Source organism: Mariniflexile ostreae, assembly GCF_042427585.1.
Lineage (GTDB): Bacteria > Bacteroidota > Bacteroidia > Flavobacteriales > Flavobacteriaceae > Pseudalgibacter > Pseudalgibacter ostreae.
This window is the reverse complement of sequence record NZ_JBHMFC010000103.1, coordinates 88,846-110,536: the sequence shown is the minus strand read 5'-3', so window position 1 is coordinate 110,536 and position 21,691 is coordinate 88,846. Positions and strand designations below refer to the sequence as shown.

Sequence of the window (21,691 nt, the reverse complement as noted above, 5' to 3'; positions counted from 1 at the left end):
GATTAGGTGCCACAGTTTTAATTTTTGTGATGTTTTACGATTAAATCTGCCACCAGTTTACCCGAAATCAAAGCAGGCGGAACTCCAGGCCCTGGAACCGTTAATTGCCCCGTAAAAAATAGGTTCTTAACTTTCTTACTTTTTAATTTGGGTCTTAAAAAAGCAGTTTGCAAAAGAGTATTTGCCATACCATACGCATTGCCTTTATATGAATTGTAATCCTTTATAAAATCGTTTATACAAAACGATTCTTTAAAAATAACATGAGCCTTTACTTTTTGAGAAGTTAGATTTTCGAATCTCGTGATAATTTTTTCATAATATGATTCTCTTAGCTCAGGTGTGTCTTTAAGTCCAGGCGCCAAAGGGATTAAAAATATACCAGCCTCCATGTTCTCAGGAGCTGCATGGCGGTCTGTCATACTAGGGAAACTAGCATAAAACAGAGGTTTGTCTGGCCATTTAGGATGATCATAAATAGCTTGAGCATGGACATCAAAATCTACATCAAAAAATAATGTATGATGGTTTACGTTTTTTAATTTTTTATCAAAACCAATATAAAACAATAAAGAAGACGGGGCAAATGTTTTTTTGTTCCAATAACTTTCAGAGTATTGTCTATGGGTCTTATCTAAAAGTGTTTCAGAGTGGTGGTAATCTGCACCACTAAGCACAATATCGGAATAGTAAGTTGTGCCTTTAGAAATCACTCCCGTGGCTTTATTGTCTTTAACAATAATTTTTTCAATCGGGGAATTCGTCTTAATACTTACGCCCAATTCCTGCGCCATGGTTGCTATGGCTAAAATAACTTGATACATGCCTTTTTTGGGGTGAAAAGTGCCTAGTCCAAAATCAGCATAATTCATAAAGCTATAAAATGAAGGGGTGTCACTTGGTTTTGCTCCTAGAAATAAAACAGGAAACTCAAGTATTTTTGCTAAACGGTCATTTTTAAATTCCTTTCTTACATCATTTTTAATGTTTCCAAAAAACTGATTTACTTTTTTTATCGTTTCAGGGGTAATTAACTCTAATGGCGAAACTCCTGGATTGTAAACCAAGTCTTTAATGGCAATATCATAATTGCTTTTGGCTTGGTCTATAAATTTTTTAAGCTTTATGGAACTGCCTTTTTCTTCTGCTTCAAATGCTTTTACTATTTTTTCTAGAGTATCTTCAATGGTGATAAAATCGTCTTTTCCAAAGTAAACACTATAAGCCGGATTTAATTTTTCAAGACTGTAATACTCTGCTGGTGTCTTATTGAAATCAGAGAAAAAACGTTCAAAAACATCGGGCATCCAGTACCATGTGGGACCAATGTCAAAAATAAAGCCTTCTTTTTTTAATTGTCTGGCTCTGCCGCCAATGGTTTCATTTTTTTCAAATACGGTAACCTCATAACCTGCCTTTGCTAAATAGCAAGATGCTGCCAAAGACGAAAAACCAGAACCGATTATTGATATTGTTTGTTTCATTTGTTTAACAAATATAATTAAAAGTTAAACAAAATTAGTGAATTCTTTATAATTGTTTAACAAGTGTTTCAATTGATTTGAATATAGTGACTTTTTTTGATATTAAGAAGGGGGCTAAGTCTAGGGTTTTTTTACCTAGAAGGAGGAGTTCGTTTTGTCTTTCCTTTAATAATAATGTATCGAACTTTTTTAGATATATAGGAATTTCGCTACTATCTGGGTTAACAGTAAAATAAGAAATAAAGGTAATGCTATCATAGAACTGAAGTAAATCTACTAAGCTTTCCATGGGGATGCTTCCTCCTAAAAATATAGTATTATATCCTTTGCTTCTTAATTGATAGTTTATAAATAAGAGTCCAATATCATGTATTTCGTTTTCTGGCAAGAAAAGCACAAATGTTTTAGTTTTTGGCCTGGGTTCTAAACTTTGAAGACGTTCAATGTTTATCAGTATTTTTTGTTTGATATGGATTGAAATAAAATGTTCGTGGGCAGGCGTAATGGTATTGGTTTGCCACAATTGGCCGATTTCATTTAATAGTGGTAAAAATACGGTATAGAATATTTCGCTAAAAGGTTTGGTTTCGATAAGGCTATTGTAGGTGTTGTAAAAAAGAGCCTGATCGAAATTTATCATTGCCATTTTAAAAGCATTCACAGCATGGTTCTCTATATTTGATCTTGAAGCAATTTCTCTAACTTTTATAGGGATTTCATCTTCGTTAAGATTTGCTATTTTAGAAATTTTAATACCGTTACTATTGAGATAAGAGATGTTTAAGAGCTTTTGAAAACTAGTTAAACTGTAGTGTCTAATATTAGTATCTGTTCTATTAGGGCTCAATAAGTTGTAGCGTTTTTCCCATATTCTTATAGTATGGGCTTTAATGCCTGTAAGGTTTTCTAAATCCTTAATGCTAAATTGAGTTTTAATATTGTTCATCTTTGTATTGGAAAAGTTAAACAATATTACGTAAAATATATTAGATAAGTAAAAAAGGAGATTTAAAATGACTTTTTGTGCGCACGAGAAGACTCGAACTTCCACATTCTAAGCGAATACCAGCCCCTCAAGCTGGCGCGTCTACCAATTCCGCCACGTGCGCATTAAAAAAGTACATAAAAATAAAAAAGTTAAGCAAATAGGGCTTAACTTTTTTTTATTGTGGCTCAGTCAGACTTGGAACAAAAGTTCTAGGTGCTGGCAGAGCAAAGCTTTTTGCTAAATCAAAATGTCAATATTTACGAATGTGAACTTAAACTAATAAAAGCTTATAGGATTCGTGCTGCAAATATAGGAAATAAAATTATAATGATTTTAAATTTTACAAGTACTAAATTTACCCAAGCCAACTTAATGGTGGTTATGGAGAACCCTGTATGGTTTAACATAAACTTTAGAATTCTTTTTTTATAAGTCTATCACCTACTTTGGCGTGGTTCATTAAATTTAAAAGCACAAGAAACACATGCTCTTTTCCAACAAAGGGAACAGTTTTCAAGTTGGCCTGTATTTGCTAATACTAAGAGCTGGTAGTAGCCAAAAAAAGCTATCAAGCTTTGGTATGCTAATACTAAGTGTAGTTATACTTAAGAATAGGATTAAACATGGTAATAACTTAAGACTGATTTTTTCTTTTCACCTCCATCAAATTTAATGAACCACTATTTAGAACCATGGACAGACTGTCTATATGAGATGCCCCACTTTGCAAGTTCGTTAATTAATGGTGACAGTGTTGCGCCATATTCAGTAATAGCATATTCAACAGTTATAGGTTTTGTATCCATAACCGTACGACTAACTAAATGGTTCGATTCTAAATCCTGAAGTTCTTTGGAAAGCATTTTGCTGCCAATACCCTTTATTTCTCGTTGTAAATCCATAAAGCCTAATTTATGGCCTTCTATAAGTGTCCCTAAAATATGGAATTTCCATTTTCCAGATAGAATGCTCATTGTGTCGCTAATAGCTTGCATCCTAATTTGACAAGTAGGAGTATTGTTTATGGTGGATTTTTTTTTCATTTCTTAAAAAACTAGATTTATATACAAAATACTATTAAGGTGGTTTCCTTATGGAAACCACTTCCTAAAAGGAATTGATTATCAAATATACACTTATTTTTCTTATATTTGTAATAAGCGGTTAACATGTGGTGGTTTGCAAATAAATGTTAACGAAATAAATCCTAAAAAAATAATGAAAAACGAAATCATAAAAAATAATCCACTTTTGTGCGATATAGAAACGGGAGTGTGTGAAACTGCAGATGAGAGCTCGAACACTTCAACTAAAAGCAAGGTGGGCTCAAAAGAGAAATCTCTAAAACTAATTTATTATACAGATCCTATTTGTTCGTCATGTTGGGGAATTGAACCGCAATTGCGCAAACTGAAACTAGAATATGGCAATGCTCTTGAAATAGAGTACAGGATGGGCGGTTTATTGCCCGATTGGAGTTATAATAGTGGCGGTATTGGAAAACCGTCCGACGTAGCGTCACATTGGGATGAAGTGAGTGTGCATTACGATATGCCTATTGATGGTGATTTATGGTTAGAAGACCCTTTAGACTCCTCTTATCCACCGTCTATAGCATTTAAAGCGGCCCAACTACAAGATGAGGAGAAAGCCCAGTGGTTTATGCGAGTAATGAGGGAGCTGGTTTTTCTTAAAAAGAAGAATATTGCCAAATGGGAGCATATGTCATTAGCGGCTAAACTTGTAGGTCTCGATGTTGAACAATTAAAAACAGATGTTGAAGGTCGGGCAAAAGAGATGTTCGAGGATGATTTAAAGTTAGGAAGGGAGTTAGGCGTAAGGGGGTTTCCAACCCTGTTTTTTATTGATGAAACAGAAAATAAAGAAACCGTATATGGCACCCGGCCTTATGCTTTTTATGAAATGGCTATTTTAAAATTGAATCCGAATGCAATAAAAAGCGAATACAGTAAAAATTGGGAGTTTCTTTTCTCCATATATCCATCACTCACGGCTAAGGAATATTCAGAACTTTCAGGAACTCCAAGAAACGAAAGCGAAGCATTTTTAAATGAGCTTTCAGCACAAGGGACTTTAGATAAATGGACAACAAAAAACGGGTCTATGTGGACCATAAAAGAACAATAAAATTATGATAAAAAAGATTTTTAACCCAGGTTCTTATTCTAAAAATATAGATTTTTCGTTGCTGATACTTCGTATTGCAAGTGGCCTTTTAATGTTAACCCATGGCATTGGTAAAGTCGCTCCATTGTTTGGAAGTGATCCCATACAGTTTCCGGATCCCATTGGTTTAGGCGCGACAACCAGTTTGGCACTTGCTGTATTTTCAGAAGTGGTCTGTGCTGCATTCTTGATTTTAGGTTTTGCAACACGTCTTGCGGTTATTCCTTTGCTTATTACCATGCTGGTAGCAACATTTATTATTCATATTCCAGATCCATTTGTAAAACAGGAGTTACCCTTACTCTATGCTTCAATTTATTTGGTTATATTAATTGCAGGTGCCGGTAAATATTCGATGGATAACTTAATATTTAATAAAAAATAAAAAAGATGAAAAAAAATTTAGCAATAGCAATGCTAGTACTAGTGTTTTTAGGTGCTTGCAAGCAATCCGCAAAACAAGAAAGTACAGAAATACCAAGACCCGATACGGTTGAAAGCGTTGCAGATGAAATTACTACAAGCACATCGACCAATAAAGACGGAAAAAAATTAGAACTAGTATTTAATAATACAAAAGGAACGGTAACACTAAGTTTTGATGATGAAACAATAGAATTGATTTCACAAAAACCGGCATCAGGTATCTGGTATAAAAACAACCGATATGAATTACGAGGAAAAGGCAACGATATAGTATTAAGAAAAGATGAAAACATTGTTTTTGAGCATCAGGATGATATCGTTAATTTAGAGGTAAAGAACACTAAAGGCGATGTTTTAAACATGACCTTCAATAATACGGAAGGTACTGTTAAAGCCTATTTAAACGGTGGAGATCAGTTGGACTTGGTACAGGAAAAAGCAGCTTCGGGGGTTTGGTATAAAAACGACCAGTATGAATTAAGAGGTAAAGGTGATAATTATGATTTATTAAAAGACGGAAAAACGGTGTTTACCAATTGGAGCGAATAATTCTGTTTATAAAAAATATTTAATAATTTTAAAAACAAAGCATTATGAAGACGATGAAAGCGGCTCGCTGGCATGCAGCAAAGGATATTAGGGTAGAGGAAACTTCAATTCCTTCACCAAAAGAAAACCAAGTAAAGATTGCTGTAAAGTTTACAGGAATCTGTGGGTCAGATTTGCACGAATACTTGGATGGCCCTCAATTAATTCCAGTAGAGGCCCCATATGCACTCAATGGTCATAAAGGAACCACAACCCTTGGTCACGAATTTGCTGGAGTCGTAGAGGAAGTGGGAGAACATGTGAAACACATTAAAAAGGGAGACCGGGTAACTGTAGAGCCTATTTTTAGAAACCCTGAAAGTCCATTTATTGCTTCAGGACACTATAATCTATCAGAACCTTTGGGGTTTGTAGGCTTAACATCCAATGGGGCTTTTGCTAAATATGCCATAGTAGAAGATTATATGGTACATAAATTGCCCGATACAATAACATTCGAGCAGGGCGCTATTGTAGAGCCTGCAGCTGTTGCTGCATATGGTGTACAGCAAAGTGGGATGAAAATGGGGGATACGGTGCTAATCGCTGGTGCTGGACCTATTGGTTTGCTTACAGCTCAGGTTGCGCTAGCTTCTGGAGCATCTCAAATTTTTATTACAGACCTTTCAGAAAACAGATTGAAAAAGGCAAAAGAGATTGGTGCAACCCACACTTTTGATGCTAGGGACAAAAATATTCCTCAAAAAATCAGGGAGATAACAGGAAATGGTGTAGATGTTTTTATTGATGCAGCTGGAGTTCAAGCTTCTTTTGATACAGGAATTAACAGTCTTCGTAATGGTGGAACAGCAGTTTTGGTTGCTCTTTTTATGAAAAAAATAGAACATGATGCTTTAGATCAGGCGATGAGAGAAATAACCATAAAAGGAATAATTGGCTATCGCAATATTTTCCCTCAGGTGATAGCTTTAATCGATAGTGGGAGATTGCCCGTAGAAAAATTGATAACGCGTGTAATCTCTTTAGATGAAATTGTGGAAAAAGGCTTTGAAGCTTTAGCGAACGACCCTTCAGAAGTTAAAATTTTGGTTAACATTAATGCTTAATTAAAACGAAACTATGTAATGCCCCGGAAATACCCTCATGATAAAATCCATATTTAAGCAGTAGGTGTTATATAATAATCCTATAAATAAACGCCATCATCATAATAGCTTTGTTGATGATGGCTTTTTTTTGAGTTCAGACAAAAACGACGCGAATATAGATTGTAAAGATTCTAAAAAATTAAATGAGCTAGATTGTTTTGAAGTATTGGCAAATACGTATATTGGACAACTTATCTCAAAAAATAACTGAGTAATGGAATCTCTTAGAACTATTGAAATAATAGGAACAGCGGCTTTTAGTATTGCAGGTACTTTTGCCGCTATGAAAAAAAGGCTAGATATTTTTGGCACGTTTATAATTGCCTTTGTTACAGCATTGGGTGGCGGAACTTTACGCGATGTTTTGATAGGAGAAGTTCCTGTTAAATGGTTGTTTGAATTTAGTGCTGGATTTGTGGTTCTAGTTAGTACCATTGTGGGCTTGTCATTTAGGTCATTAATAAGTAATTATCATAATGTATTATTGTTTTTCGATTCAATAGGGCTTGGTTTTTTTACCTTAGTGGGGATTCAAACCGGAATGTCGTTAAACATGCATCCTGTAAGTTGTGTTGCTCTTGGAACCATTACAGCGTGTTTTGGAGGTGTAATTAGGGATATTTCTTTAAGTAACATTCCATTAATTTTTCAAAAAGAAATTTATGCAACCACATGTATTTTAGGGGGTGCTGTTTTTTTTATTTTACTTAAATTAGATGTTCCCAAAATACCTGTTGAAATTACTTGTCTTGTTACTATTGTTGTATTTCGATTATTATCCGTTAAATTTAACTGGCATTTGCCTAGAATTTGGAAAACTCGGAAACCATCATCATAATTTATTATAATTTTAAAACGTATACGCCATGTCAAACATCAAATTAATTATAGAGGAAAGAGCCGCTAATATTGGGAAATTTATGGTGGGTCGTTTATTGCCATTCAGACAAAAAAGAATGGTCGGTCCTTTTATTTATATTGATCATATGGGGCCTGTTAAGTTAAACGAACGTGAAAATTTTGATGTATTGCCTCACCCTCATATTGGGCTTTCTACACTTACTTTCTTATTTGAGGGCAGTATCATGCATCGTGATGCACTTGGTAATGAAGTTGAGATAAAACCAGGCGCAGTCAATTGGATGACGGCAGGAAAAGGCATAGTACATTCCGAACGCACGCCAGACTATTTACGAGATTCGCCATTATTTATGCACGGTTTACAAATTTGGGTGGCCTTACCAAAACATCTAGAGCAAATGGAGCCATCGTTCTCCCATATTGAGGAAAGAGAAATTCCTAGTTGGACAGAGGGCGACGTTCAGTTTAAACTGGTTGCTGGAGAAGCTTTTGGCAGAACATCGCCTGTTCCTGTTTTTAGTAAGCTGTTTATGCTAGAAATAAAAAGCAAAACAAAACAGGTTATAAATATAGGGAATGAACTTTTTGGCGAAGCAGGTTTATATATTCTTAAAGGTGCAATTGAAAGTGAAGGGCATATTTATGAGCCTAAACAACTTTTGGTGGCAAAAGACAGCACACTTTGCGAATTTACCATTCAAGAAAACAGTACGATATATATATATGGAGGTGAGCCTTTTCCTGAAGAACGTTTTATCGATTGGAACTTTGTCTCTTCAAGCAAAGATTTAATTGCCCAAGCCAAGGAAAAATGGGAGACGCAATCGTTTCCTAAAATTGAAGGAGATGCTGTAGAGTTTATTCCTTATCCAATTTTCAATAGAAAATAAAACCTTCTACAGAAATCTTGTTTTAAGGTTTTTTAATAGCATTATATTTAATACATCGAAACAATTTCAAAATGTCACCATCAATTTAAACAATTGTTTTAATTTTGTTTAAATGAGCAGAGCACTTAATAAACAAGAACTTCATAATTTAGCTATGAACCACGTTGGAAAAGATTTAGAGCAACGTGGCTTTGAATTTATTGCTATAAATAGTAAGCTAAAAAAACATCCGCAATTCGTTTGTATCGATAAAAATAAACAATATTTTTTTGTTATTGTTCGGGCTGTAATCTTGCCTGAAAACCCCAATAACTATGATGTGGTTTGGATGGAAACATTTAAAAAACATGCTTTTGAAAATGATGCAAAGGTTTTATATGCGGGTGTGGGCTTAGGCAATATAAATGATGAGAAACAGCCTATCTATTTAAATGAAGAATACTTATTGGAATACAATGGTATTCAGGTTTTAGAAACAAATTTGAATTAAAAAACATGGAATTTAAAAATAACAAAGAACAAAGCAAGTTTGGTTTAAATTCTTTAGATAGGGGGACTTGCTGTAATAAGAAGTCGGCTTATTCTCGCTTTAATTCAATCGTGTTTTTATTTACTCTATTTATAATTGTACTTTCCTGTAAAAAAGAGACTAGGTTAAATACAAAATTATCAGGGTCTGTTTTTGGCACCAGTTATTCTATTATATATGATGCTGATGTGAATTACCAAAAGCAGTTTGATAGTTTATTTTACGTGATAAATAAATCGCTGTCAACCTATCAAGACAATTCCGATATTTCTAAATTAAATAGAAATGAACCTACAACAATCGACGCACATTTTATAAAGGTATTCGAGGCTTCAAAAGCAATCTACCATCAAACAGAGGGCGCTTTTGACCCCACTATAGGAGCTATTGTAAACGCTTGGGATTTTGGGCCTGAAAATCGTATTTCCAATCTGGATAGCCTTAAAATAGATAGCTTAATGTGGTCTGTTGGTTTTGATAAGGTGCATAGAGAAGCCAATAAAATTATAAAACCAGAAGGTACTTTTTTAGATTTTAATGCTATAGCAAAAGGGTATGCTGTCGATGTTATAAGCCAGTTTCTTTCCAATAAAAACATAGAAAATTTTTTAGTGGATATTGGCGGTGAGTTATATGTTAGAGGTATTAATAAAGAAAAGCAAAACACTTGGAAAGTTGGTGTAGAAGACCCGAATTTTGATGGCCTACAATCCATTCATAATATTATTGCTTTAAAAGATGAAGGGATGGCCACTTCAGGAACGTATAGAAAATTTAAAATCGATGAAAACGGTAATCGGTTTTCTCATATTATAGATCCGCAAACTGGGTATCCTAGTAAAACAAACTTACTAAGCATTTCTGTTATTGCGGAAAACTGTATGATAGCAGATGCTTACGCCACTGCTTTTAAAACGATGGGCATTGCTAGAATAGAAACATTTTTGAAGTCGCAGCCTAAGCTTAAAGTATATTTGATTTACGAAAATGATGCAAAAGAATTGGAAACATTGTCGCTAAATGGCTTTCCTACGGAATGATTTTTAAGAGGTTTATCTTTTAATTTTATTTCTATTATTTATAGCAAACGGGGATGATTTCGTTTGCTGCTAAGCAATATCTAATAAGCTCTTCTTGGGAGTATGTTGCGGTATAGTCTACAGCGTTAACTTTAAACCCTATGCTGCTTAGCTTATCAAAATAGTCACGACCGTAAACTCTAACATGATCGTATTGCCCAAATATTTTCGCCCGTTCTTTTTTGTCTGTAATGGTATGGTCTTCAAATGTTTTAGCTCTAGATAAATCTTGAGGGATTTGAAATATGCCCATACCGCCAACTTTTAAAACCCTGTAGAGTTCTTGCATGGCTTTGGTGTCATCAGGAATATGCTCTAAGACATGGTTGCAAAATATCACATCAAAAGAGTTGTCTTTAAAAGGCAGGTTGCAAATATCTGCTTTTACATCAGCTAAAGGGGAGTTTAAATCTGTTGTTACATAATCTAGATTTTGCATCTTCCTAAAACGCTTATAGAAAGCCTGCTCTGGGGCAAAATGTAATACTTTTAATGGCGCAGTAAAGAAATGGGTTTCTCGTTTTAAATAGAGCCAAAGCAGCCTGTGCCGCTCTAAGGAAAGAGTAGAAGGGGATAGAACGTTCTGGCGCTGATTTTCATAACCGTAGGGCAAAAACCGTTTAAATTTTTTGCCATCGATGGGGTCTGTAAATGTGTCTCCTTTTAAAAAGAAAGCTAAAACAGGGCGCGCCATGTAGCTTAACCTGATGAGTATTGGTCTTGGAACGGTGTTTAGTATTGTTTTAAAGAAGGATTTCGACACAGGTTTAGATTTAAACAGATTCTTAAAAGGTGACTCATTTATATTTTAAACTATTTTATCCAAAATGTATTAAAAGCTCCAGTTTTATATCGCAATAGTTAAAAGTATATTTTATGTGTAAACCAGTAAAACAATTTATAGCTTTTGTTTTCAAGATATTTTTATATTAAATTTCGCTTATCTCGACTATATAATAATAGTATTTAAACACCTTAATTTCCGGTATATCTCCATATTCTACTCCACCAAAGCTTTGTATATAGTTCATGATAGATATCCGTAGATAACTTATTGGTTTTATAAGCTTCTACATGGAGACGTAGCTTGCTCATAATTCTGATAAATTTTTAATTTAAGAGAAAGCTATTCGTGAACATCTGTGAAATCTAGGTTTTCATATTTAAAGAGAGAAAGGCTCTTTACGAAACTCATCTTCTTCATTAGAAACAATACCTAGTGCTTCATAAATATATGCAAAAGTAGAAAGTAATTCTGGTTTTCCGTCTACTAAAGCGACATCATGTTCAAAATGTGCAGAGGGCTTATTGTCTAAGGTTGTAATGGTCCAGCCGTCATTGTGTTGCTTTATGCGGTGGGTGCCCATATTAATCATAGGTTCTATAGCCACAACCATGCCTTCTATAAATTTTTTGCCACGACCCCGCTTGCCATAATTGGGCATTTCAGGATCTTCGTGCATTTTGCTGCCCAATCCATGGCCTACCAACTCTCTAACAACACCATAGCCATGATCTTCACAGTACTTCTGAATGGCATAACCTACATCACCAACACGGTTTCCTAATTTAAATTCTCTAATGCCCTTATATAAAGATTCTTTGGTAATCTGTAATAATTTTTCGGTTTCGGGATCAATTTCACCAACAGCAAAGGTATAAGCGTGATCGCCATAAAAACCATTTTTCAAGGCTCCACAATCTATAGAAATAATATCTCCTTCTTTTAAAGGCTCTTTTGTAGGAAAGCCATGAACTACTTGGTTGTTTGGGCTCATGCATAAGGTGTTAGGAAAATCATATAAGCCTAAAAAACCTGGAATAGCACCATGATCTCTTATGTATTCTTCAGCAATTTTATCTAACTGAAGCGTGGTTACGCCTGGTTTTACTTCTTTGGCCAATACGCCTAAGGTTTTTGATACGATTAAGGCACTTTCACGCATCAATTCAATTTCTTCTTGGGTTTTTATTATAATCATAATTTGAAAATATTTACAAAGCTATTAAAATAGCTACAAAGCGTTTAAAATTTTAATTAACATGGTATTAAAAACGTTAGCCCACACTTTAAACAAGTCTTTTTATATAAGTTAAGATGTTTGATATCTATTACTAAAAGCTATTAATTTTTTATATGGTACTTGTAGGGAAAGCATTGTGATATAAATTAAAGAGCTAAGCTTTAGAGAGCGTGTGTTCATACAGCAAAATTATTTAAAAATATCAAAAAAGCTTTTTTTTCTCTCTAAATGTTTTGGTTTTGAGTTGGTAATAATTTGATAAGTTTCTCCCCAACCTAAAAAGCCTCCTACGTTTCTATCATCTATAAAGAGATCAGCATTAATTTTTCTACTTATATGCTCATTATAGGGTTCTTCTGGAAAGCTTTGGTTTACAGCATAAAAAATGATGCCATGGCTTTTGCAGAAGTTTACCGCTTCTTCCAGCCGTTCACCATATCTATAGGTCCATAAAATAAGCCGATGCCCTTTCTGTTGAAGCATTTTTAATGTTTCAAAAGCAAAAAGCATCGGTTTACCTATTTTAGGGTATGCATCTTCAACGATAGTTCCATCAAAATCTACAGCAATGGTAAGCACTTCGTTGAAGTTTATAGGGGTGTGAGAATTCAAATAGATGCTATTAAATTAAACTATGTCTGGTCATGGCTGCAGGTTGTTCAACCCCTAAAAGCTTAAGGACTGTAGGTGCGATATCACCCAATACACCATCTTTTATAGCTTTTAAGTCCTTATCAATTAAAATAATAGGAACAGGATTAGTTGTATGTGCCGTATTTGGCGAACCATCTGGATTGATCATGGTTTCACAGTTACCGTGATCGGCAATAAGTAAGGTTGTGTATCCGTTTTCTAAGGCTGTGGTAACCACTTCTTTTACACAGGCATCTACAGCTTCGCAAGCTTTAATTGCAGCTTCCATAACGCCGGTATGGCCAACCATGTCGCCGTTGGCAAAATTAAGACAAACAAAATCGACCTCACCTTTTTGTAATTCAGGAATTAAAGCATCTTTTAATTCGTAAGCACTCATTTCGGGCTTTAAATCGTAAGTGGCTACTTTAGGCGAGTTTCTTAAAATACGGGACTCTCCTTTAAAGGCTTCTTCTCTTCCTCCTGAGAAGAAAAAAGTAACATGCGGATATTTCTCTGTTTCTGCAATACGTATTTGTGTTTTATTGTTTTTTTCCAGCACTTCACCTAAGGTTTCTGTTAGGTTGTCTTTGTTAAATATAACATTAATGTTTTTATAAGTATCGTTGTAGTTGGTCAAGGTTACATAGTAGAGGTCCAATTTGTGCATGTTATGCTCTGGGAAATCTACTTGCGAAAGAACTTCGGTTAATTCGCGACCACGATCTGTTCTAAAATTGAAAAATATAATAACATCACCGTTTTTAATAGTGGTAAGAGGTTGTCCCTTTTCATCAACGTGGATGATAGGTTTTATAAACTCATCGGTAACGTCAAGATCATAATTATTTTGAATGGACTGGTTAATGTCTTTAGAAGCCTCTCCAATACCTTTTACCAAAGCATCGTAAGTCAGTTTTACACGTTCCCAGCGTTTATCACGGTCCATTGCATAGTAGCGTCCGGTTATTGTAGCTAGTTTTGTTGGTGTATCTATTAAATGCTGGTTGAGTTGTGCGACAAATCCTTTTCCAGATTTTGGGTCCACATCGCGCCCATCTGTAAAAGCATGGATATAAGTGTTTTTTAAGCCGAAATCATTTGCAGCTTCCACGAGCCCAATTAAATGGTTGATGTGGGAGTGTACACCACCATCGCTCAACAATCCTAAGAAATGGACATCTTTATTATTCTTTTTGGCATAATCAAAAGCATCTACCAACACTTTTTCATCATGAAGCGTTTTGTTTTCAACAGCTAAGTTTACTTTTACCAAATCTTGATACACAATGCGACCTGCACCAAGGTTCATGTGGCCAACTTCGCTATTTCCCATTTGGCCTTCAGGTAAGCCTACGTGAAGCCCATCGGTTCGTAAGCTGGCACTAGGGTATTTTGTGTAAAGAGAATCTATAAAAGGCGTGTTTGCATTATCGATTGCTGAAACTTTTGGGTCTGGAGATTTTCCCCAACCGTCTAGAATCATGAGTATGGCTTTTTTATTCATTTTTATTCTATTTTAGTAGACTTCAAAGATAAAGAAGTTTACTAAGAAAGACTCAAAAAGGACCTTTAAAAAAAACTGGATTTTAACACTTTCTTGCTAATTTATAGACAATGAATGTTTGTTTAAAGGTTTTTTAAAACGGTTTTGATCTGATAGAATAAGGATAATGGGACATGGGCTTGTATCTCATTATTTTGATAATGAAAAACAATTTTAAAAGGTCGTGTTTTCAGAAGTTTTGTATTTTCTAATAGACTCCCGAATCTTTTCAATTCTGTTTTCTGGATCTGGATGTGTGCTTTGAAATTCAGGAACTGTATTGGAGCCAGCTGCGGCTTTTAATATTTTCATAACACCAATCATTTGTTCTGGATCATAACCAGCACGTATCATGAACAATACGCCTAGGTCGTCGCTTTCCAATTCGTCACCACGGCCGTTTTTTAGTAGGGTTTGTTGGCCAATGCCGTTAACAAACTCTCCCATATCTGCGCCAACAGAAGCACCTGTGCTCACCGTTTGCCAAAAATCACTTTCTGCAAGGCGTTCTGCAGAATGCCTACCCAGCACATGTCCGATTTCATGCCCTAAAACACCAGCGAGCTGGTCTTCGTTCTCTAATTTTGAAAATAGCGCTTGGGTAATAAATATTTGTCCGCCGGGAAGCGCGAAAGCATTTATAGTGGTTTCGTCTGCTAACAAGTGAAACTCATATTTATACGGTGTGTCTTTCGCTACGCTATTGTTTACGAGCTTATTGCCAACTTGGTCTACCAAAGCTTGATATTGGGTGTTAGGGTGTAAGCCACCGTACTGTTGGGCTATTTGAGGTGCACTTTGTAAGCCAATAGCAATTTCTTGTTCTGAAGACATGTTTATGGTCTGCTCACGGCCCGTATACGGATTGGTCTCTTTGCTACTGCAACGTTTTATGAAAGCAAAAGCCACAATGGCAAGCCCTATTATTAATCTGATTTTAAATTTACTACTTCTCATAATAACGTTATTGGTATTCTAAATTTGCAACAATTTGGATACTATTTGTCAAAACTGTTTTATGCGTTAAAACAGTTTAATTTAAAGGTATTTGTACATAACAAGATGTATGCCGGCAGATTGAATAAAAAAAGGATCGCCTAGGGGTGTAAACCCATTTTTTTTATAAAAAGCTATAGCGTCTTCTCTGGCATGGCACCATAAGATTTGGGCATCTGTTTCTCTTAATTTGTTTTCGGCATATTCTAGAAGCATTTTTCCTAAATGTTTTTTTTGAAATGCTTTTAATATGGCCATGCCCCGAAGTTGGTATTGTTTGTTTTCTGGAAAGGCACTGTGTTTATTTTTTAAAAAGGAACCCACGCCTATTACTTCTTTTTTTAGAAACACTCCTAAATGAATTGTGGTCGCTAAGGTGTCTCCAGGAAATATACATGCTTCTAGGGGCATTCCTGCTCGTAGTATAGGGTGTCTTACGGCATGAGTGTCTTTTGCATCTATTGGTTTTATTGTATATGCCATTTTTTTAAATTAAATGCTCTATAATTCATCTAAATTTGAGTAATTCGCAATATAATAGGTGGTGTAAATAAAGCGTCATCAAAAATATAAATGTATGTCATTTGTTTTTAAAATTATAAATAAAAAAGATATAAATATTATAATTCCGTTAGTGCAAAAATTAGGTAGAGAGCCTATTTCAGAAGCGGTTTTAAAAATACGTTTTGCTGAAATGGTTAAACAAAATTATGAATGCGCTGGTATTTATGAAGGCGAACGCTTAATAGGGGTTTCGGGATTGTGGTTCTGTACGAGGCATTATTCTGGCAGGAGCATGGAGCTTGATCATGTGTATATTGAGGATGGTTACAGAAAAAAAGGACTCGGACAGCAATTTTTTAAATGGTTACAAAATTATGCGAAAGAAAAAAACTGTGAGGTAGCAGAATTGAACACCTATGTTGCAAATATCCAGTCACATAAGTTTTATTACAAAGAAGGCTTTGAGATACTGGGTTTTCATTTTTTAAAGAAGTTTTAATTTTTTCTTGCTAATGTGTAAATAGTGTTTATATTTGCACTTGTAAATGCGGGAGTAGCTCAGTTGGTAGAGCGTCAGCCTTCCAAGCTGAATGTCGCCAGTTCGAACCTGGTCTCCCGCTCAAAGAGCTTCATAGAAATATGAAGCTTTTTTTATTTCAAAACTCCCAAATCCGTATTAGGGTCGATTTCATAAGGCATTTTGTTGTATTCAAAAATTCGCGCTGTTAAAGTTCCTTTTAAAACAATACTATTTTCATGCACTTCTAGCCAACTACCTTCTCGAAGTCCTATTACGGGTGGTGTGTTAAACTTATGGAATTCCTGTATACGGGTCTCTCGGCTTTCTCCCATATGTGCTGTATTGGGATCAGGATCCAAATAATGCGGATTTATATTAAACGGTACCAAGCCCAACGCGTTTAGATTTTTAGGATAAACAATGGGCATGTCGTTTGTGGTTCTAATCGTGAGTCCGCAAATATTGCTGCCTGCACTGGTGCCTAGGTAGGGGGTGCCGCTTATAACAGCTTCTTTTATTGTTTCAATTAAATCGTTTTTGTGTAGCTCATTTAATAGAACAAAGGTGTTGCCACCACCAACAAAAATAGCCTTTGCTTTTTTTACCGCTACTTTGGGATGATCGAAGGTGTGGATGCTTGTAAGGGATTTGTCGATTTTAGAAAATGCTTTTTTTGCGTGTTCTGCATAGTCATCGTGCGAAATGCCACCCGGCCTGGCGTATGGAATGAATAAGATAGTGTCAATGCCATCTAAAAAAACATTTAAATCGTCTAAAAGATATTCTAAATATGGGCTTCCATGAAGCGTAGAGGTGCTTGCTATAATAATATTTTTCATCGAAAAAGGCTTTTCTTGTAAATATAAGTGAAATAGGCTTTCGATACCAGTTTTCGTTTGAAATAGACTTGTGTTTTAAGTTTAAAAACAGTATCTTAAATTAAAATTATGGATATGAAAAAACAGATACTATTGGCGATATGCTTGGTTTTTTTTGGATTACAAGCGATGGCTCAGAGTTTTAAACGTATAGAAGCTAAAGGAACGGTTGTTGTGGAGAAAAGTGATGTGGAAGGTATTCCTATTGTGAATAAAACGACAAACGCAATGGTTTTTACAGATGCTTCTGGGGATTTTGTAATTCAGGTGAAGCTAAACGACTCGATAGAGGTGAAGGCCTTACAATATCAAGATGTGAGTTTTACCGTAAACCAAGCGGTGATAGAATCGGGTGTCATGAAAATCTACCTGATAGAGGAAATTCATTTGCTGGATGAGGTTGTGGTGTCCAATAATAATCTTACAGGAAATCTAGGCCAAGACATAAAACATGTAAAAACGTTCAAACCTAAACTTGATGTGTTTTATTTTGGAATTTCAAAAAACAAGTTGGATACAAGGGGGAGGAACGCTACAGCATTAACTACTGTGGCCCTAGATGGTAGCCATAATGTTGCAATGAACCCGGAACGTTTGGCGATGATTAACGGGCTTGATATTGTAAATGTGGTAGACTTGGTGCTATTGCCGTTATTCCGCTCGGGTGCGGTTGATAAAGCGCACATACAAATTCCCAATGTGCCTTCAGAATCTATAAAATATTACTTTGGATCTGAATTTTTGGTTGATAATTTTAATATCCCAAAACATAGAGTAGAGGAGTTTATAAGATTTGTTCAAACAAATGATTTTGATTATACGTTATTGAATTATGGTAATGAGATGGCATTTTTAGATGTGCTGAATAAACAAAGTGTTATGTTTTTGGCAAGAAAAGAATAATGTATTTTTACAAACGATATATGTAGTATATAAATCAGGTATTTTAGCCAGTAAAATTATTGTTGTTAAAGCATAATGAAGCACATAAAGTTTCTTATTATAGGTATATTGCCATTTTTTGCATTTGCAACCGTGCATAAATATTATGTGAGTGTTACCGAAATTGAATATGTGCAGGAAAAGAAATCGGTCCAAATAATCTCCAGGTTTTTTATTGATGATTTTGAAAATGCTTTGCGCACCCGATATGATGAGTCTATCGTATTATCTAGTAAGGCAGAACCCAAAAGTGCCACACTTTATATAGAACGTTATTTAGATGAAAAATTTAAAATCAAGATTAATGGGGAAGGCGTACCCTTTGAGTTTGTTGGTAAGGCATACGAGAGGGGTCTTATTATTTGTTATTTTGAGGTTGTTAATGTGGAATCCATTTCCTCATTTGAAGTTTCCAATACCATTTTGTTCGATGTGTTTAAAGAGCAGCAAAACATTATAAAAATCAAAATAAATTCCAAACAAAAAAATTATATTCTTATTCCTCAAAAGGATAAAGCATTGTTAAAGTTTAATTGAAATCTAGATTAAAGCATTTTAAATTTTATTTTTGAATGCTTTTTTGTTACGAAAAATAGTGAAACATCCATTATGAAAAATTTATCCCAGTACTTTCTTTTTTTAATAGTATGTATATCTGCATGTGCTTATGCTCAAGAACCTGTGGCAGCTAAGCCTGGACATGTAAATACCAATAAATTTAGGCAGTTGCACCAGGAGTTTGCAACACCAAACAGCTTCAGAACAGCGTCTGGAGCGCCTGGTCAAGCCTATTATCAACAGCAAGCAGATTATAAAATGGATATAGTACTGGACGATAAAAATGCTAAGCTATCGGGATATCAAACCATAACCTATACAAATAATTCACCAGATGCTTTAAGTTATCTTTGGTTGCAGCTCGATCAAAATATGCGGGCCAAAGATTCAAAATCTTCCTCGATTGAAGCCGATGTAATTGACCCTGTTCACCTCCCCAGTGCATTTGTTTCAGAATATTTGGAGGAAGCTTTTGATGGAGGATTTAATATAGAGGAAGTTAAGGATGTTAAAGGGAATCCGCTTGAATATACGATTAATAATACCATGATGCGTGTTGAATTGCCAAAAGTCCTAAAATCTGGAGAGGTTTTTTCATTCGATATGAAGTGGTGGTATCATATTAATGATCACGTTGAAAAAAGAGGCCGTTCAGGGTATGAGTATTTCCCAAAAGATGGTAATAGAGCTTATGTAATTGCTCAGTTTCACCCAAGAATGGCCGTTTACAATGATGTTGAAGGCTGGCAAAACTCGCAATTTTGGGGTCGCGATGAGTTTGCATTGCCTTTTGGGAATTTTGAGGTAAATATAACGGTTCCTGCAGACCACATCATGGATGCTACAGGTAAACTGACGAATAGGAAAGAGGTGTTTTCTAAAACCATGTTGCAACGTTTTGAAGCTGCAACAAAATCTTATGAAGCGCCTGTTTTAATTGTGACGCAAGAGGAGGCTGAAGCTGCAGAAAAAGGATTTTCAACCGATACTAAGACTTGGAAATTTTATGCAGAAAATGTTCGTGATTTCGGATTTGCCACTTCTAGAAAATTCATTTGGGATATGATGGCAGTAAAAATAGGGGAAAAAGATGTTATGGCGGTTTCCATGTATCCAAAAGAAGGAAATCCATTATGGGAAGACTGGTCTACAAAAGTAGTGGCCAGTACGTTAAAAACATATTCTAGAATGACTTTTGATTACCCTTACCATAAGGCTGTTTCTGTACATGCTAAAAATCAAGGGATGGAATATCCTATGATTTGTTGGAATTACGGGCGTCCAAATGAAGACGGTACATACGATGATCGTGTAAAGTATGGGATGATGGGCGTAATTATCCATGAAGTGGGACACAATTTTTTTCCTATGATTGTTAATAGCGATGAACGCCAATGGACTTGGATGGACGAGGGATTGAATAGTTTTTTACAATACCTCGCAGAGCAAGACTTCGTAGCCTCTTACCCAAAAGCACTTTCCGAGGGACATACCACATTTCCATCACGACGAGGTCCGGCACCGCTTATTGTTCCATATATGGGGGGAGACCAAGATTTTATAGCGCCAATAATGAGTAAAGGGTTGCATACGCATCAATTTGGACAAAATGCTTATGGGAAACCTGCAACGGCTCTTAATATTTTACGTGAAACTGTTATGGGGCGTGAGTTATTTGATTATGCCTTTAAAACCTATGCCAACCGTTGGATGTTTAAGCATCCCACTCCAGAAGATTTCTTTAGAACGATGGAAGATGCATCTGCAGTAGATTTAGATTGGTTTTGGCGTGGTTGGTTTTATACGACAGATTGGGTAGATATAGGCATAAAAGATGTTAAAAAACACCATGTGTCCTCAGAACCAAATCAATTTATTAAAGATTATGTAAAAGAAAAAGGCATCCGTATGAGGGATCTGGTTCCTTTAGTTTATATGGTGGATGAAGAGAGTGATGAGTTTGATGAAAAAATGAGGGAAGGAACTATTATTGAGAACTCCAAACCTTTAAAGACATACCTTATGGATAATTTTACCCCAGAAGAGCGCGCTAAAATGAAAACGCCAAAATATTTTTATAATATCACTTTTGAAAAACCAGGAGGATTGGTAATGCCGGTACTCGTCCAATATACCTATGCAGATGGCACTATTAAAAATGAAACCTATCCTGCTGAAATATGGCGATTAAATGATTTGGAGGTTACTAAAGCTATCGCTTCAGAAAAAGAAATTACTTCTATAATAATCGATCCAGAACAGGAAACAGCAGATGTAGACCTATCCAATAACGCATGGCCCAAACAAGAGAAACCAAGTGCTTTTGATGCATTTAAGAATAAAAAATAAAAATTTTATGATGTGAGCCTATTTATTTTAAAGGGCTTTCATTATGGATACAAAACAACTTCATATATTTGCAAGGTGATACAGCTAACAACATTTTTATTCATATCGGGAGCAGAAATAGCATTTATACTATTTATTGCCATTATGGTCTTTGGTGCAGATAAGTTGCCCGAAATAGCCCGTGGTTTAGGAAAAGGGATGCGAACCCTTAAAGATGCTACTAACGACATCAAACATGAAATCACGAAAAGTGCCGATAAAAATGGTATTGATACCACATTTCTAGATGATGTTAAAAAAGACTTGGACGATGTAAAAGATGATTTAGAAGGGTTTACCGGTTCTGTAAAGCGTAAGCTTTAAACGTCTTTAATCTTGATATTGTAGCGCTTTTTTTATTTTGAGTTTTTGGAAATTGTTTGTTTAATAAATAAGCTGATAAAATAAGGCCTTCTCGAAATACTTCTTAGATTAATATCTCGTTATATTGGGCAGAATCCAAAATACAAGTAAAGGCTTAATGTTTTAAATTTTTCTACTGTGCTTAAATATCTATATTGAGTTTTTTGGTGATTGGATGCGTTTTAGAAACTCTAGTTT

General features: G+C 35.2%; 23 protein-coding genes and 2 tRNA genes. 14 read left to right on the top strand and 11 right to left on the bottom strand.

The window, feature by feature from the left end; all coding sequences use genetic code 11:
- Nucleotides 1-17 precede the first annotated feature (17 nt).
- The 4 genes from crtID to ACFFU9_RS14595 form a co-directional block, all read right to left on the bottom strand.
- Nucleotides 18-1,484: a bifunctional phytoene desaturase/3,4-desaturase gene (gene crtID, locus ACFFU9_RS14610; protein ID WP_379862220.1), complete on the bottom strand. Its 1,467-nt coding sequence runs from the start codon at nucleotides 1,482-1,484 to the stop codon at nucleotides 18-20.
- 46 nt (nucleotides 1,485-1,530) lie between these two features.
- The gene (locus ACFFU9_RS14605; RefSeq protein WP_379862219.1) at nucleotides 1,531-2,430 is read right to left on the bottom strand and encodes a MerR family transcriptional regulator; all 900 of its coding nucleotides are present in this window, start codon (nucleotides 2,428-2,430) and stop codon (nucleotides 1,531-1,533) included.
- Between the two features lie 78 nt (nucleotides 2,431-2,508).
- Nucleotides 2,509-2,593 (bottom strand) — tRNA-Leu (locus ACFFU9_RS14600).
- A gap of 559 nt (nucleotides 2,594-3,152) precedes the next feature.
- Entirely contained in the window at nucleotides 3,153-3,515 is a 363-nt protein-coding gene (locus ACFFU9_RS14595) for a winged helix-turn-helix transcriptional regulator (RefSeq protein WP_379862218.1), read from the bottom strand.
- A gap of 175 nt (nucleotides 3,516-3,690) precedes the next feature.
- Between ACFFU9_RS14595 and ACFFU9_RS14590 the strand changes: the two genes are divergently transcribed.
- From ACFFU9_RS14590 to ACFFU9_RS14555, 8 genes are all read left to right on the top strand, one after another.
- Nucleotides 3,691-4,620, top strand: coding sequence for a DsbA family protein (locus ACFFU9_RS14590; protein WP_379862217.1), 930 nt, complete (start codon nucleotides 3,691-3,693; stop codon nucleotides 4,618-4,620).
- A gap of 4 nt (nucleotides 4,621-4,624) precedes the next feature.
- Nucleotides 4,625-5,044 (top strand): DoxX family protein, encoded by a 420-nt coding sequence (locus tag ACFFU9_RS14585; protein WP_379862216.1) that lies wholly within the window; start codon nucleotides 4,625-4,627, stop codon nucleotides 5,042-5,044.
- 5 nt (nucleotides 5,045-5,049) lie between these two features.
- A complete protein-coding gene (locus ACFFU9_RS14580; RefSeq protein WP_379862215.1) occupies nucleotides 5,050-5,634 on the top strand; it encodes an MliC family protein in 585 nt (194 codons plus the stop codon).
- Nucleotides 5,635-5,678: 44 nt separating this feature from the next.
- Entirely contained in the window at nucleotides 5,679-6,740 is a 1,062-nt protein-coding gene (locus ACFFU9_RS14575) for a 2,3-butanediol dehydrogenase (RefSeq protein ID WP_379862214.1), read from the top strand.
- Between the two features lie 256 nt (nucleotides 6,741-6,996).
- A complete protein-coding gene (locus ACFFU9_RS14570) occupies nucleotides 6,997-7,620 on the top strand; it encodes a trimeric intracellular cation channel family protein (protein WP_379862213.1) in 624 nt (207 codons plus the stop codon).
- A 28-nt stretch (nucleotides 7,621-7,648) separates the two neighbouring features.
- Complete coding sequence (locus tag ACFFU9_RS14565) at nucleotides 7,649-8,533, top strand: pirin family protein (RefSeq protein ID WP_379862212.1); 885 nt, start codon at nucleotides 7,649-7,651, stop codon at nucleotides 8,531-8,533.
- A gap of 112 nt (nucleotides 8,534-8,645) precedes the next feature.
- Nucleotides 8,646-9,023, top strand: a complete 378-nt coding sequence (locus ACFFU9_RS14560; RefSeq protein ID WP_379862211.1) for a DUF8840 domain-containing protein — start codon at nucleotides 8,646-8,648, stop codon at nucleotides 9,021-9,023.
- Nucleotides 9,024-9,028: 5 nt separating this feature from the next.
- Nucleotides 9,029-10,102 (top strand): FAD:protein FMN transferase, encoded by a 1,074-nt coding sequence (locus ACFFU9_RS14555; protein WP_379862210.1) that lies wholly within the window; start codon nucleotides 9,029-9,031, stop codon nucleotides 10,100-10,102.
- Nucleotides 10,103-10,136: 34 nt separating this feature from the next.
- Here ACFFU9_RS14555 and ACFFU9_RS14550 read toward each other — a convergent pair whose 3' ends face one another.
- The 6 genes from ACFFU9_RS14550 to ACFFU9_RS14525 all read right to left on the bottom strand — a co-directional run bounded on the left by ACFFU9_RS14550 (nucleotide 10,137) and on the right by ACFFU9_RS14525 (nucleotide 15,823).
- A complete protein-coding gene (locus ACFFU9_RS14550) occupies nucleotides 10,137-10,904 on the bottom strand; it encodes a class I SAM-dependent methyltransferase (protein ID WP_379862209.1) in 768 nt (255 codons plus the stop codon).
- Between the two features lie 400 nt (nucleotides 10,905-11,304).
- On the bottom strand, nucleotides 11,305-12,123 hold the full coding sequence (map, locus tag ACFFU9_RS14545; RefSeq protein ID WP_379862208.1) for a type I methionyl aminopeptidase: 819 nt from the start codon (nucleotides 12,121-12,123) through the stop codon (nucleotides 11,305-11,307).
- 231 nt (nucleotides 12,124-12,354) lie between these two features.
- The gene (locus tag ACFFU9_RS14540) at nucleotides 12,355-12,759 is read right to left on the bottom strand and encodes a BT0820 family HAD-type phosphatase (RefSeq protein ID WP_379862360.1); all 405 of its coding nucleotides are present in this window, start codon (nucleotides 12,757-12,759) and stop codon (nucleotides 12,355-12,357) included.
- Nucleotides 12,760-12,787: 28 nt separating this feature from the next.
- Nucleotides 12,788-14,305: a 2,3-bisphosphoglycerate-independent phosphoglycerate mutase gene (gene gpmI, locus ACFFU9_RS14535; RefSeq protein WP_379862207.1), complete on the bottom strand. Its 1,518-nt coding sequence runs from the start codon at nucleotides 14,303-14,305 to the stop codon at nucleotides 12,788-12,790.
- 213 nt (nucleotides 14,306-14,518) lie between these two features.
- Nucleotides 14,519-15,301, bottom strand: coding sequence for a M48 family metalloprotease (locus tag ACFFU9_RS14530; RefSeq protein ID WP_379862206.1), 783 nt, complete (start codon nucleotides 15,299-15,301; stop codon nucleotides 14,519-14,521).
- 81 nt (nucleotides 15,302-15,382) lie between these two features.
- Complete coding sequence (locus tag ACFFU9_RS14525; RefSeq protein WP_379862205.1) at nucleotides 15,383-15,823, bottom strand: GNAT family N-acetyltransferase; 441 nt, start codon at nucleotides 15,821-15,823, stop codon at nucleotides 15,383-15,385.
- Between the two features lie 94 nt (nucleotides 15,824-15,917).
- Here ACFFU9_RS14525 and ACFFU9_RS14520 point away from each other — a divergent pair, with 94 nt between their 5' ends.
- Nucleotides 15,918-16,343 carry a GNAT family N-acetyltransferase gene (locus ACFFU9_RS14520; RefSeq protein WP_379862204.1) on the top strand — a complete coding sequence of 142 codons (426 nt, stop codon included), beginning with the start codon at nucleotides 15,918-15,920 and terminating at the stop codon, nucleotides 16,341-16,343.
- Nucleotides 16,344-16,391: 48 nt separating this feature from the next.
- A tRNA-Gly gene (locus ACFFU9_RS14515) sits at nucleotides 16,392-16,464 on the top strand.
- Between the two features lie 31 nt (nucleotides 16,465-16,495).
- Here ACFFU9_RS14515 and pepE read toward each other — a convergent pair.
- Nucleotides 16,496-17,203 carry a dipeptidase PepE gene (gene pepE, locus ACFFU9_RS14510; RefSeq protein WP_379862203.1) on the bottom strand — a complete coding sequence of 236 codons (708 nt, stop codon included), beginning with the start codon at nucleotides 17,201-17,203 and terminating at the stop codon, nucleotides 16,496-16,498.
- Nucleotides 17,204-17,317: 114 nt separating this feature from the next.
- Here pepE and ACFFU9_RS14505 point away from each other — a divergent pair, with 114 nt between their 5' ends.
- From ACFFU9_RS14505 to ACFFU9_RS14490, 4 genes are all read left to right on the top strand, one after another.
- Complete coding sequence (locus tag ACFFU9_RS14505; protein WP_379862202.1) at nucleotides 17,318-18,145, top strand: hypothetical protein; 828 nt, start codon at nucleotides 17,318-17,320, stop codon at nucleotides 18,143-18,145.
- A 75-nt stretch (nucleotides 18,146-18,220) separates the two neighbouring features.
- Nucleotides 18,221-18,721, top strand: a complete 501-nt coding sequence (locus ACFFU9_RS14500) for a DUF6702 family protein (protein WP_379862201.1) — start codon at nucleotides 18,221-18,223, stop codon at nucleotides 18,719-18,721.
- A 72-nt stretch (nucleotides 18,722-18,793) separates the two neighbouring features.
- A complete protein-coding gene (locus ACFFU9_RS14495; RefSeq protein ID WP_379862200.1) occupies nucleotides 18,794-21,091 on the top strand; it encodes a M1 family metallopeptidase in 2,298 nt (765 codons plus the stop codon).
- Nucleotides 21,092-21,166: 75 nt separating this feature from the next.
- Nucleotides 21,167-21,454, top strand: a complete 288-nt coding sequence (locus ACFFU9_RS14490; RefSeq protein WP_379862359.1) for a Sec-independent protein translocase subunit TatA/TatB — start codon at nucleotides 21,167-21,169, stop codon at nucleotides 21,452-21,454.
- The last annotated feature ends 237 nt before the right edge of the window (nucleotides 21,455-21,691 follow it).